The sequence below is a fragment of the Candidatus Chlorobium masyuteum genome, assembly GCF_011601315.1.
Classification (GTDB): Bacteria; Bacteroidota; Chlorobiia; order Chlorobiales; family Chlorobiaceae; genus Chlorobium; species Chlorobium masyuteum.
This window is the reverse complement of record NZ_JAAORA010000008.1, coordinates 19,571-32,048: the sequence shown is the minus strand read 5'-3', so window position 1 is coordinate 32,048 and position 12,478 is coordinate 19,571. Positions and strand designations below refer to the sequence as shown.

12 protein-coding genes and 3 pseudogenes are annotated in these 12,478 nt (G+C 42.6%); 6 read left to right on the top strand and 9 right to left on the bottom strand.

All coding sequences use genetic code 11. The features are described from left to right. Positions 1-12 precede the first annotated feature (12 nt). Both cybH and G9409_RS10860 read left to right on the top strand, forming a co-directional pair. On the top strand, positions 13-696 hold the full coding sequence (gene cybH, locus G9409_RS10865) for a Ni/Fe-hydrogenase, b-type cytochrome subunit (RefSeq protein WP_166808782.1): 684 nt from the start codon (positions 13-15) through the stop codon (positions 694-696). A gap of 200 nt (positions 697-896) precedes the next feature. After that, positions 897-1,376 carry a HyaD/HybD family hydrogenase maturation endopeptidase gene (locus tag G9409_RS10860; protein ID WP_166808781.1) on the top strand — a complete coding sequence of 160 codons (480 nt, stop codon included), beginning with the start codon at positions 897-899 and terminating at the stop codon, positions 1,374-1,376. 201 nt (positions 1,377-1,577) lie between these two features. On the opposite strand, the gene folE is transcribed toward G9409_RS10860, so the two are convergent. Beyond that, positions 1,578-2,249 carry a GTP cyclohydrolase I FolE gene (gene folE, locus G9409_RS10855; protein ID WP_166808780.1) on the bottom strand — a complete coding sequence of 224 codons (672 nt, stop codon included), beginning with the start codon at positions 2,247-2,249 and terminating at the stop codon, positions 1,578-1,580. Continuing rightward, positions 2,209-2,658 carry a 6-carboxytetrahydropterin synthase gene (locus G9409_RS10850; RefSeq protein WP_166808779.1) on the bottom strand — a complete coding sequence of 150 codons (450 nt, stop codon included), beginning with the start codon at positions 2,656-2,658 and terminating at the stop codon, positions 2,209-2,211. Before G9409_RS10850 ends, folE begins: the two co-directional genes overlap by 41 nt. 364 nt (positions 2,659-3,022) lie before the next feature. On the opposite strand from G9409_RS10850, the gene G9409_RS10845 reads away from it, so the two are divergent. Beyond that, on the top strand, positions 3,023-3,436 hold the full coding sequence (locus G9409_RS10845) for an OsmC family protein (RefSeq protein ID WP_166808778.1): 414 nt from the start codon (positions 3,023-3,025) through the stop codon (positions 3,434-3,436). Positions 3,437-3,976: 540 nt separating this feature from the next. On the opposite strand, the gene G9409_RS10840 is transcribed toward G9409_RS10845, so the two are convergent. From G9409_RS10840 to G9409_RS10820, 5 genes and pseudogenes are all read right to left on the bottom strand, one after another. Beyond that, a complete protein-coding gene (locus tag G9409_RS10840; protein ID WP_208019721.1) occupies positions 3,977-6,652 on the bottom strand; it encodes a TrlF family AAA-like ATPase in 2,676 nt (891 codons plus the stop codon). A 113-nt stretch (positions 6,653-6,765) separates the two neighbouring features. Next, entirely contained in the window at positions 6,766-7,419 is a 654-nt protein-coding gene (locus tag G9409_RS10835; RefSeq protein WP_166808777.1) for a hypothetical protein, read from the bottom strand. A gap of 146 nt (positions 7,420-7,565) precedes the next feature. Then, a complete protein-coding gene (locus G9409_RS10830; RefSeq protein ID WP_166808776.1) occupies positions 7,566-8,306 on the bottom strand; it encodes a hypothetical protein in 741 nt (246 codons plus the stop codon). Positions 8,307-8,447: 141 nt separating this feature from the next. After that, positions 8,448-8,912: pseudogene (locus G9409_RS10825) on the bottom strand (tyrosine-type recombinase/integrase). Between the two features lie 423 nt (positions 8,913-9,335). Then, a pseudogene (locus G9409_RS10820) lies at positions 9,336-9,488 on the bottom strand (addiction module antidote protein); the annotation flags it as partial. A gap of 350 nt (positions 9,489-9,838) precedes the next feature. Between G9409_RS10820 and G9409_RS10815 the strand changes: the two are divergent. Together G9409_RS10815 and G9409_RS12225 are read left to right on the top strand one after the other, a co-directional pair. Continuing rightward, entirely contained in the window at positions 9,839-10,063 is a 225-nt protein-coding gene (locus tag G9409_RS10815) for an addiction module protein (protein WP_040433424.1), read from the top strand. Next, positions 10,038-10,349, top strand: a complete 312-nt coding sequence (locus G9409_RS12225) for a type II toxin-antitoxin system RelE/ParE family toxin (RefSeq protein ID WP_407926798.1) — start codon at positions 10,038-10,040, stop codon at positions 10,347-10,349. The genes G9409_RS10815 and G9409_RS12225 overlap by 26 nt, the downstream gene beginning before the upstream one ends. A gap of 177 nt (positions 10,350-10,526) precedes the next feature. Here G9409_RS12225 and G9409_RS10805 read toward each other — a convergent pair. After that, a pseudogene (locus tag G9409_RS10805) lies at positions 10,527-10,679 on the bottom strand (addiction module antidote protein); the annotation flags it as partial. Between the two features lie 334 nt (positions 10,680-11,013). Between G9409_RS10805 and G9409_RS10800 the strand changes: the two are divergent. Next, positions 11,014-11,331, top strand: coding sequence for a hypothetical protein (locus G9409_RS10800; protein ID WP_166808774.1), 318 nt, complete (start codon positions 11,014-11,016; stop codon positions 11,329-11,331). Positions 11,332-11,635: 304 nt separating this feature from the next. On the opposite strand, the gene G9409_RS10795 is transcribed toward G9409_RS10800, so the two are convergent. After that, a complete protein-coding gene (locus G9409_RS10795) occupies positions 11,636-12,328 on the bottom strand; it encodes a class I SAM-dependent methyltransferase (protein WP_166808773.1) in 693 nt (230 codons plus the stop codon). Positions 12,329-12,478 lie beyond the last annotated feature (150 nt).

Genomic DNA, 12,478 nt, shown 5'->3' with positions numbered 1-12,478 from the left:
AAGGAGCTTCTCATGGGTAGAATAATTGAAGAGATCTACGTCTGGAGGTTGCCGGTAAGGCTCTATCACTGGATCAATGCACTCTCGATTGTGATTCTGATGATAACCGGCCTCTATATTGCAGCTCCGCTGATCAATCCGCCTCTCGGTGAGGCGGTCTGGTACAAGGGGATGGCGTGGTGGCGCTACATGCACTTTGTTGCAGCGTTTATCTTTGTCGCCAACTTCCTCTTCCGTCTTTACTGGGCGCTGTTCGGAAACGACAAATATGCACGATTCGGCGGATTCCAGCCCTGGTCACCATCATGGTGGGGAAAACCCTTCCGGGAGCAGGTTGAGTCCTATCTCTTTCTGAGGAGCGACGAGCCGAACTATGTGGGGCACAACCCGGTTGCCGCACTGGCGCACTTTATCTTTATTTTCTGCGGCTCCAGCTTCATGATCTTCACCGGGCTGGCGATGTATGGAGAGAACAACCCCGGCGGGTTTAACTCCACCATGTTCGGCTGGATGATTCCGCTTTTCGGCGGAAGCTACTCGCTGCACTTTGCGCATCATGTGATGGCCTGGATCTTCCCGGTCTACTTCATCATGCACATCTATGCGGTGATTCGTCACGATGTGGTTGACCGCACCAGCGTCACCTCATCGATCATAACAGGCTTCAAGCATAAGGTAGAAGAGGAACCGAGTTAACGTTGTTTCCATCGCTCTTTTGCCCCCGATTCGTCGGGGGCTTTTTTTAGCTCCAGAGGAGCGTGACATTGGTAGCCCCCAACAGGTTTGGATGGTCAGGGTAATGTGAACCCTCTGATTTTTTCTTCAGCTCCAGAGGAGCGTGACATTGGTAGCCCCCAACGGCAGTTGGGGGAGGGGGTTAATAAATTATAGTTCAATTGAAACACAGCAAGATCAACATAATCGGCCTCGGCAACACCCTCCATGGCGACGAGGGGTTCGGTGTGGCGGCGGTCAACGCGTTCCGTGAATCATCATCCTATCCCGAATCGGTCAACTTTATTGACGGAGGCACCCAGGGGGTCTATCTGCTTGACTTTATCGAGTCATGCGATGCTCTGATGGTCTTTGACGCTCTTATCCCCCTGGAGTATGACCGAGGCGTCTACGTTTATCAAAACGAAGAGCTTCCCGCCTTCATCCACCGCAAGATGAGCTCCCACCAGATGGGCTTCAGCGAGTTGATCGGTGTAGCCAAACTGCGCGGCAGAATGCCGAAGGAGCTGGTGCTGATCGGCATTCCCCCGAGAGAGCTCTCGCTCTCGCTCAATCTGAGCAACGAAGTAGCAGGGCTTCTCCCCGAAGCCGTAGAGAAGGGGCGAGCCATTATCGACAACTGGCTTTCAGCAGAAGAATAGTTCGAACGTTTAATCCCGAACGAATTTGTTGTGTCATCTCGAACGCCAGAGAGAGATCTTCGCAGATAGCGCCATCAACATAAGAGAGATTTCTCTCCCGAGTGCCTCGGGTTCGAAATGACAGAGTATTAGCAATTCTTTTGCAAGGATTGTCATCTCGAACGTTAGAGAGAGATCCCATTGCCAAACTCAGCACTAATCTTAAGGTTTTATCAAACGCAGGAACTCACTCCTTGTCGGCTGTGAAGTAATAAACTGTCCCGACATGGCCGATGTTGTGGTCACGGAGTTAAGCTTTTCCACACCTCGCATAACCATGCACATGTGGCGTGCCTCAATAACCACTCCGACCCCTTTCGGGTTGAGCACACTCTGTATGGCATCGCGTATCTGCTGGGTAAGGCGCTCCTGAACCTGAAGGCGGCGGGCAAAGACCTCAGCCACACGGGCAAGTTTGGAGAGTCCGACAATCTTTCCGTCGGGAATGTAGGCGATATGCGCCTTGCCGAAAAAGGGGAGCATGTGGTGTTCGCACATGGAGAAGATGTCGATATTCTTCACCAGCACCATCTCGTCGTATGACTCGGTAAAGACTGCATTTTTTAGCAGCTCCTCCGGATTCTGGCTGTATCCCCTTGTCAGAAAGCGCATGGAGCGGGCAACCCGCTCGGGAGTTTTCAGCAGCCCTTCGCGATGGGGGTCTTCGCCGATCCCCTCAAGCATGGCGGTCACCGCTTCGGTGAGGCCTCCGAGAACATGCGGTTCGGTCTCGGGTGTATCTCTATAACATTCATCATCATCGCAGCAGCTTCCGCGTCCTGTAGGGAGCGGGTTACTCTCCGAGATAGCGGACGGAATTTTTTCCTGTTTCATATATTGTTACTTCGTGGAGAGAAATCTCCCGGTTATTGATGTTACGCAGTCGTTGTTCGAGTATATCCCATATCAGCACCGCAAGCACTTCGGTTGTCGGCACGCACTCCCTCAGCTCCGGCACATCAAGGTTGAGGTTGCGGTGATCGAACCGCTCAATGATCTCCTCCTCAAGAATACCCTTCAGCTCCTTGAGGTCAAAGAGGAAGCCGGTATTCGGGTCAACCACGCCGTAAAGGGTGATTTCAAGCAGATAGTTGTGGCCGTGCCCGTTTTTATTGCTGCATTTTCCGTAAATTTCACCGTTCTCTTCATCTGTAAAGTCAGGATTGAAAAGCCGATGCGCAGCATTGAACTCTATTTTTCGTGAAACGTAGACTCTTCTCGGTTTTTCTAAAAGATCATTCATGGGCAGCAGTTATTCTTGTTCCTTCTCTTGATCTGTACCATTCTGCACATGCAGTAATGTACTCTTTTCGATCTACAATTTGTATTGAAGGTAACTTGCCCTCTCTTCTATAAGTTTCAACAAAGTTGCACGTTGCAGCATTATCTATCAAGTTCTACAGGAGCGAGATATTGGTAGCCCCCAACGGCAGTCAGGGGATTTGAGCGGATAGAAGTATTATTTTATTTCCTGTACTTCTCAAAATCGTCGTGAGGGGTTCAAGGAGAAGGCGGAGGGAACAGAGGAACCGGAATGTACACCCGGTACATGAGGATTTCGAGTACCGCCAAACGCACTAATTGAAACACTAAACAGATTTTAACTTATGCACACAACCGTTACCTTCAAAGGCCAGTTACCCCTCGTAGGCGTCAACGAGAAGGGCCAGAAGACCCGTTTTGACGCCACCATGGATTTTTCAGGCCCCGCCAAATATGCCACGCCAATGGATACGGTGCTTGAAGCGCTTGGCGCCTGCTCCATGATGGATGTTATCGCCATCATCAAAAAGATGAGAAAGGAGCTGACCCTGCTTCAGGCCGACCTTGAGGCTGAAAGGGCAGAGGAGCATCCGAAGGTGTTCACTTCGATCCACATCAGGTACCGCATGAAGAGCCCTGACGGCACCCTTGCCGACCTCGAAAAAGCCGCAGGACTCTCCATGGAGAAGTACTGCAGCGTCGCTGCCATGCTCCGCGGCTCCGGCTGCAAAATCACCTGGAGCACCGAACTGGCCTGAATCTACTCGCCCCCCGGATTCAATATTAAAGCTTCAGGGGGGCGAAATGTTGGCAGCAAACCAGAAGCCAACACCTCACGCCTTCATTTGATCTTGTCCATTCTGTCCACATCCTTCTTATTTTTTTCGTGTCATTTCGCCCATTTCTTGTTAATAATCTGCCTTTTCCTTTTCTCTTCAACTCAGCACCCGCCACTCGCTACTCAGCACTTTTTTTCTTCGTCCACTCTCTTCAAGGTGTCATGCCGAACTGAAAGGAGGCATCTCTGTTCAAGCGTTTCTCTGCTTGATGTAACTGATCGTTATCAATACCGTCCCGCCCTCTGCCCACATTTTGTAGAGTTTGTCGCGGGTGTCCCCGAAGTTGCCCTTTTCACTATTTTTCAGCCTTGCCGGTTACGGCCGACGCTATGGCAAGTGCGGGAATAAATTGTTGCTCAACTGTCAGCCAGCACAAATGTATATAAAGATTTCAAATGTTTCAACGAACACGGGTACCCGCATTTGCTATAGCGTTTGTTATGTGCTGACCTTCTCTTTCTATTTGATTCCATAAATATCTAATCTTTTTTTAAATGCTTGAACACCACCTTCCAATATGTCACAGCATAATTTACGCGTTTCACTTTTGTCTATTGAACCTCTATCGTAAATAATTGATTTAATACTTGTACTCTTCAAAGGCGTAATTAATTCAGCATCACCTAAAACTGCAATGTTTGGATTATGAGTGACAATTATAACTTGTCTGTTCTCTTTTATTTTTCTGAGGTTGGCAACAATTGTCTTATAAATGAATTCACTGTCTAAATTGTCTTCTGGCTGGTCAATTATAAGGGGATATTTACTTTTTGACTGCAAAAGAATTGCCAGCAAAATAGATTGTTGTTGACCAAGGGATAATTGTGATAAACTTTTAGTAAAGATCTTTTCATTACCAGTAAATTCGTCCTTAACAATTTTGGTTACAGTAATTGACGGCCTGTCTTCAAATTTTATTGATTCCAAATCTTCAAAACAGTTATTCTGACTCAATTTAACATAAATACTTGAAATATCTGCATCATTAAGAACTCGAATAGAATCTGCATCAATTATACTTTTTAATGGGTCAAGATTACGATTTCTTATAAATTGAGCTAATTTAATTGGGGAAAAACTCCGTTCAATATAATCTGACTTTATAACCTTTGCAGTTCGCCAATCCATTATATATTTTATGTGTTCTGCAAATTGAGGGGAATATGTTCCTTGACTATATTTTAAACTGACAAAAAAACCATCAACTGTATTTTTAAGATTTAAGTTTACGGTGTCGCCAAAATGCTTTCTCGTAAAGTATATTTTGTTTTTCAAATCTTTACGTCTACCTAATAGTTCGTTTCTGCTTAGTAAAAGTTGTTGTAAATCTGCATTGCTTAGTTGAAGTTTGCGAAGTCTGTCTTGATAATAAAGAAGTTCTTGTGCAATCTGATTAATTTTCCCTAAATCAAAAGGAATACCCTTTGATTCTAAGTCAAGCTTTTTCTCGTCTATTTTATCTTGTATAGATTTCTCCTTTTCTGACCAATTCGAGATTTCTGTTTTTAATTCTTCAACTTTTATCTTCAGTGAATCGTTAAGTTCTGTTGATTTTGATGAAACAATCTTAGAGAATTCCGCTACTAATTGTTTGACTTTTGCAAAGTATTCTTTCCCAACAATAATTTCAGAATCTGTAAGTTTTTTAAAATTTTGAAAAACTGAATTGTCGGATAAAATAGTGCCATACCTTTTGATTAATTCATTTAAATCGTTAACTATATTCTTTCTTATTTCTCTCTCTTTTAATAAAGCCATTTGATATTTTACTAATTCACCAGCCTTATCTTTTTTAAGTTGCTCTTGTTTTGCCTCAAGAACTTTCTTTTGTCTTTCAGTTTCTGGAATATTAGAAACTTCTAATCTTAGCTTGTTAATTTCACTTTGATTTTGAAAGATAAGTTCCCTTACTTCGCTTTCCTCTGATATTAAAGATTTAATATCGATAAAAGAATCAAGAAAATTTAGCAATACTTGCGGATTGTTGTCGCTATGCTGGATAGTTTCAGCGGTTTCTCCTTGTCCATAACTTTCGATTGGCACTCTTAATAAACCATTAATAGGGTCAGTGGGATTAATGACTTCAGAATTTTTTTCTCTTGTAAGCGTATGAATTTGACCTGCCTCGTCTTCATAATATAGGGTAATTTTTTCTGGCCACACATCTGAATCAACAACCTTAGAAAGTGAATTATTGCCAGAGGTTTCTCTTAAAGCTTCTAAAAGCGTTGATTTGCCTGTTCCACGACCTCCAATGATACAAGTAAGGTTGTCGCTGAACCGAATTAATTGTTTGTCAAGAAGACCTCCTTCCAATTTCATTCCTAAAAACTTAGGAGTTCTCTCTGGAATAAAATTTTCTATCCTAATTCTTGAATTACTTGAAAATAGCGCAATTCTTAGCGAATGGAAAGTTAATGTCTCAACCTTAATTCTTGTAAGTTTATTTTCTCCATCAGCATTCGTGCCTAAGCTAGATAGAGTATGGGAATCTGACGACATAAGTTTAGGAATGTCGTAATCTTTTGGAAGATTTAATGCTTTAACCCTTAAATGAAAAAGTCTTTTTCTTTCAGCATTATCATCATCATCTGTATAAAAATTAATAGAAGTTTTGTTGCTGATTTCAAGACCTAATAATGTTTGGTGTTTCATTATTTCTTCTATTGGTGGTCCAAACCTTCCAATAGTCTTTTCAAAACCAGATGACAGTTCAATATGAGCTAAAATGCCAAATCCATTATGCAATGCAGCAAGATTCAAACAATCAACTATTCCTTGACTACATACATCCTTGTTTACCGAAATATTTAGTTTCCCTCGAAAGTTTTGTAAATCGTTTAATGTTTCAAAATAAACTAAAAGATGGCCTTGTGTTGTACTAACTTCTATCCCTGGTATAACGATTATTGGTTTGCCTTCAGAATATTTAATCGCTCTTTTAACGTTTAGAGTTTCATTGTGATCCGTGATAGCAATCATTGATAAACCCTTACTCAAAGCAGTGGCGACAATGTTTTCAGGTGTCATGGTCGTATCAAATACGTCATAAGAACCTTCATCTCCAAACGAATGAATATGCAAATCTGCTCTAACAAATTTTGCTCCTGAACTAATATTTTCTAATTCTTTCATATCGATTTCTCGGTTTTAGGCTTGCACATAACGGTTGACGCTATGGCAAGTGCGGGAATAAATTGTTGTTCAACTGTCTGCCAGCACAAATGTATGTAAAGAATTCAAATGTTTCAACGAGCACGCAAACCCGCATTTGCTATAGCGTTTGTTACCATCCGTATTTCTTTCTTTCCGTAATTGTTTGGGAATATTGTCTGTCCATACATCCATAGGAATTTATCAATTTCTTTCAGTGTATGACTTGAAAGTGAATATTTATTTTTGAAGTCTGTAATTATTAGTTTGAATTTAGGAAAGTCTCTCAAGTCCGATTCTTCAAATTCTGAAAAACTATCTTTGTCTCGGAAGGCGATAAGAATTTTGTGAACAAAACTGTCATAAATTGGATAATTGTCTTTGTTATGCCAATTGCAATATTTTGTTGCGAATGAATAAAAGTTTCTGTCACCATTTCCTTTAGGTTTTGAAATTCCATGTCCAGTCGCAATCATGTTTACTATTTTCGGGTCGGCTGTCAAGAGTGCATTGTCGATCTGTAAACTCAGAATGTGTCTCGCCATAATAAAAGTTCCGAAAATATTCGTGCTATATAAGTCGTTTATGACACTGATTTTCAGCAGAATGTCTTCAAGTTTTCTATTCTCCGGGAATTTCTGAAATAGATTAATGATTGCTTGGTCAGCCAGATAGTATCGTGCATCGTTATTGAATTTGTCGATATATTCGTCAACAAGCTCATTTGTAGGTGTTTGGAGTTCTTTCATAATATGGATGGTAACGTCTCGCAGCTACCCGAAGGTGGCGATTTCGAAGCACTTCACTGTCAACCAAGCACAAACTTTGATAGAAGCACAAGGCTTGATTTAACCACTGAACCGCCACTTTTGGGTAGGTGCTGTTAGTGGCTGGGCTATTTTTCTGATTTATTTTTTGACTTATCAGCATTTTGTTTTCGTTTTAATAAAGTAGTCAGCAACCCAGAAAGAATACTAGTAATTATTCCTGTCATTAGAGCGAATACGATTTGGGTTGTTTCTTTGTTTTGGTTTAGTTGTTCAAATAATTTTTGAAATGATTCTTGTCCTACGATAGCAGCAACGCCAGCTATTATTGTTAACCCAGCCGAAATAGTCGCAAACCAAGTTGAAATACGCTCATACGATTTTTCTCTATTTTCTTCTATACTTCTTATTTTATCATCAAGTCCTTTTCTACTTGCAACTAAGTCTTTAATTTTGGGTTCTAGATTTTCCCAAGTAACTTTCTCTTCACCTGTAAATTTAATACTGTCAAGTTTTTCCAGAATTTCACCTTTGACATATATATTTTTAAGATTGTCAAGAATTATTTTTTTCCTATTCCTGTCAATCATTGGACTTGAAATTGTCTCCGAAACCAAATCTTCTACAATTTCATCAATGTTTACAGAGTTCGTCTTAAATCGATTTTCTCGAAGTTTTGAGTTGATTACTGTTTGGATTTCAAATGCAGTGATTTCTCTTTCCTCTCCAATCTGATAAGAAAGTGTCCTTACAATTTCCTTTTTGATTTTGTCAAACTTTGCTTCCTTAGATTTTAGATATAGATAAATAGATAGAGGTATACCTCCAAGTGAAGCGATAGTTCCTAAAATTGTCAATATTTGTTCCATTTATTTTATTGTTAGTCTGTGTTGTTTTAGCCTAGCCACTAACTTGTATATACCCCTAACGAAATCATCCTTACAGAGCCAATCCAGTCGTATAGGCCTGACTGTCATCAGGTATATTTTTTGCAAAAATAATCATTGTTGTTACAAATCATCAAAAGGTGATTTAATCTTTTGCAGACTTGTTTCGGTAACGTGTGTGTAAATCTCGGTTGTTTTTGAGCTCTTATGCCCCAGCAGTTCCTGAATATACCGGAGGTCTGTTCCTTATTCCAAAAGGTGTGTAGCGTAAGAGTGTCGCAACCAATGCAAAGTTACCGGCTTTGATATTTTCGCCTTTTCAATCGCTTGTTTCAATACACTTTGAATACTTTTTTCACTATACTGCTTACCGGGTTCCTGGCCTTCAAATAACCATACTTTTGGTTTGTAGGCTTTGTAGTATTCGCGGAGCATGGTAATTACTTTGTCCGAAATAGGAACTACCCTGTCCTTCCTGCCTTTGGCATTCAATATAATCAACAGATGTCGTTGTGAATCAATATTTTCGGGTTTCAAATCCAATAACTCGCCTCGTCTTAAACCACAGGCATAAACCAGGCTCAACATAGTACGGTGCTTTTGGTTTATCAGAGGGAGACTTAGGGACGTTGTTTAATAAGAGAAGAAGTTCGTGTATATTCTTACATTGCTCACAATACAGATTCAGTCAGCATAATAGGTGAGGAGCTGAAATAGCAGGGTTATGAACGGATTCCGGGGAGTGGCCTCTCCATTGCAGAATCAGACATATCACACGCTGTGCTCAGAAACAACAGTCAGTTTAACGCCAAGGGCATGAAGGACAGCCTTGATGGTTTCAAAACGAGTGGTGGGACTTGGGGACGTTGTTTAATAAGAGAAGAAGTTCGTGTATATTCTTACATTGCTCACAATACAGATTAAGTCAGCATAATATGTGAGGGGGAGCTGAAATAGCAGGGTTATGAACGGATTCCGGGGAGTGGCCTCTCCATTGCAGAATCAGACATATCACACGCTGTGCTCAGAAACAACAGTCAGTTTAACGCCAAGGGCATGCAGGACAGCCTTGATGGTTTCAAAACGAGGGTGAGCGCCGATCCGTAAGGCTTTGTAGAGGCTTTCCCTGCCTAATCCAGATTCTTTTGCGAACTCCCGACTTCCGGGACGTACAAAACAGCTTCAACTAACTTCCTTGGCTGATTTTATTAAAACCAATAATATCAACAGTTTAGCTGCTTTTGGCTGTTGTGTTGTAAGTGAAATAACTCTGAAATAACTCTGTCAAGTGGCGAGTGCAGGATGATAACCGGAAGGGTCTCGATTCAGCGTTATCCTGCATGAATGCACTGGATTTGACGATATTGTTATAGTTTTGTATTCTCTTTAATAGCTTTTTTGTACTGCATCGTTCAGCATCTGTTTTGTGATGTAAGCGGACAGTACGTAGCAAGAGAGTCCATTCAGAAAAAACATTTAAGAACGGACATTTTCAATTTCAAATACAGATAGTCATGAAAACCCATACTGTTTCCGTATTTGACCTTAGCCCACCAGAGAAACTACAATTGGTTGAAGATCTCTGGGATGATCTGGCGGCTAAGCCGGAAGATGTACCCGTACATGAATGGCAAAAGAAGGAGTTGGCTCGTCGCAAGAGTAACCTTATGAAAAACCCTGCTTCAGGGCTCACATGGGCCGAGGTCAAGCAAAATGTCCGCAGCGGTCATGCTTCCTGATCTGATAATATTACCGGAAGCGCAGCAGGATATTAGTGATGCTTACTGGTGGTATGAAGATCGTCGTGATGGTTTAAGGGAAGAGTTTCTTGGTTGTCTTGATGCATGTATTCAGACAATTTGCCGCAGCCCTGAACTCTATCCGGTAGTTCATGAACATTACCATCGGGCATTAGTCAGGCGGTTTCCGTATGCTGTTTTTTATGAGCAGTCCACTCAATCCATCTCAGTGTACAGCATTTTTCATACATCTCAGGATCCAATGAAGTGGCACAGTCGACTATAGTTGCCTGTCGCTTTGGGGGGCACTTGGGGACGTTGTGTAATAAGAGAAGAAGTTCGTGTATATTCTTACATTGCTCACAATACAGATTCAGTCAGCATAATATGTGAGGGTGAGCTGAAATAGCAGGGTTATGAACGGATTCCGGGGAGTGGCCTCTCCATTGCAGAATCAGACATATCACACGCTGTGCTCAGAAACAACAGTCAGTTTAACGCCAAGGGCATGCAGGACAGCCTTGATGGTTTCAAAACGAGGGTGAGCGCCGATCCGTAAGGCTTTGTAGAGGCTTTCCCTGCCTAATCCAGATTCTTTTGCGAACTCCCGACTTCCGGGACGTACAAAACAGCTTCAACTAACTTCCTTGGCTGATTTTATTAAAACCAATAATATCAACAGTTTAGCTGCTTTTGGCTGTTGTGTTGTAAGTGAAATAACTCTGAAATAACTCTGTCAAGTGGCGAGTGCAGGATGATAACCGGAAGGGTCTCGATTCAGCGTTATCCTGCATGAATGCACTGGATTTGACGATATTGTTATAGTTTTCTATTCTCTTTAATAGCTTTTTTGTACTGCATCGTTCAGCATCTGTTTTGTGATGTGAGTGAGCAGGCAGCAATAACGCAATTGGCATTACCGAATCTGATATCAGTATTCAGGAGAGATTATGCATACGGTCACCCATACAGACAAAGAGAACGAAAAAGCTCTGATTAAAATTGTCCGCTCCTTGCCTTCCAACCGGGTAGAGCAACTGGTAGATTTTGCCCGTTTTCTGGAAGCTCAGATTTTAAGTGATGAGCTTGTCAGTGAAGAAGGAGTATCAACGATAGATGCTGATAATGCTCAATGGGATGCACTTCTGGACACTGACGAATCTCAGGATTTACTCGATAAACTTGCGGGCGAGGCTCTTGCCGAGCATAAGGCAGGTAAAACAAAGCCAATGACGTTCAATCAAAAAGGGCGTATTGTGCCGGGATGAAGTCGTTCACGACTTTACAGTTCTGAGGGGGCTGCGCCCCTTATGGGACGTTGTTTAATAAGAGTAGAAGTTTGTCTATATCCTCATATTGCTCCCAATTCAGGTTCAGTAAGCGTACTGAAATGCCGAGAAAAGTGGGACTAATTCCAGGACATCATAACAGCTGCAAAGAACTTCCCTCGGTTAAGAGTATAAAATCCAATCATAACATTCAGATAACGATAAGGGAATGTCGTTTTGTAAGTGAACTATCTCTATTCAGCGGAAAGAGCAGTGAGCGCTTGAGTGGCTGAAGCGCCCCCTTTTATGCCTGATAGCACCATGCTTCGTGCCAGGTCTGTTTTTCCAGCCTCCGGCTGCTCGTCAGACCGGCGTTACCGGCAAGCTTCTGGAGGTCGGTCGGGGTTTCGGGGAAATCGCAGTTCCTGATGTGTTCCTGTACCTGATCCTGTTCATCAGGGGTCAGGGCCTCCCAATGCGTTGCCACCGCTCCGTTGTAACTATCGTGATATGCCGGAAGGAGTTGTTCCTCTTCGCGCATGACATCCACCAAAATTATCTGACCATTTTTACGAAGGGTACGTCGACTCTCTGTGAAAAAAGTCTGTTTTTCCTCAAGGGAGAGGTGGTGCAGGGCATACCCGGAGTACACTACGTCGAAATGGTTTGCGGGAGCCTCCCTCAGCACGGCGACCATGTCCCTGCAGAGCAGCTTTACACTGGTTCCGAACGGCTCCAGGTTTTTCCGGGCAACATCGAGAGCGTACGGAGAGAGATCGCATCCGCAGTACTCCGCCACCTGACCGGGGTTCAGCATCTTTCCGATATGGGTGGCATCTCCGCATCCCAGGTCAAGGACATTGAGTGGTCCAGGTCGGGTTTCGAGCAGTTCTCTGACAGCAGTCAGGATCTCTTTGTGAAACATGAGATTGTTGCTGATGACCTTCTGGTAGGTGGCCCAGGTTTTGCGGAAGATGTAGATGGGGTCGGTTTTCATTTACTAAATTTTCAGCCGATTGGTTTAAATCCGGAGCTGTGAGTGTGCTCTTAAATAACGGCAATTGCCGGTAAAAGGCATGAGCAAATTTCAATAATTCCATTCGTTGCAATCCGCGATACGCTCGACTACGTTAACTTTTCAGTTATT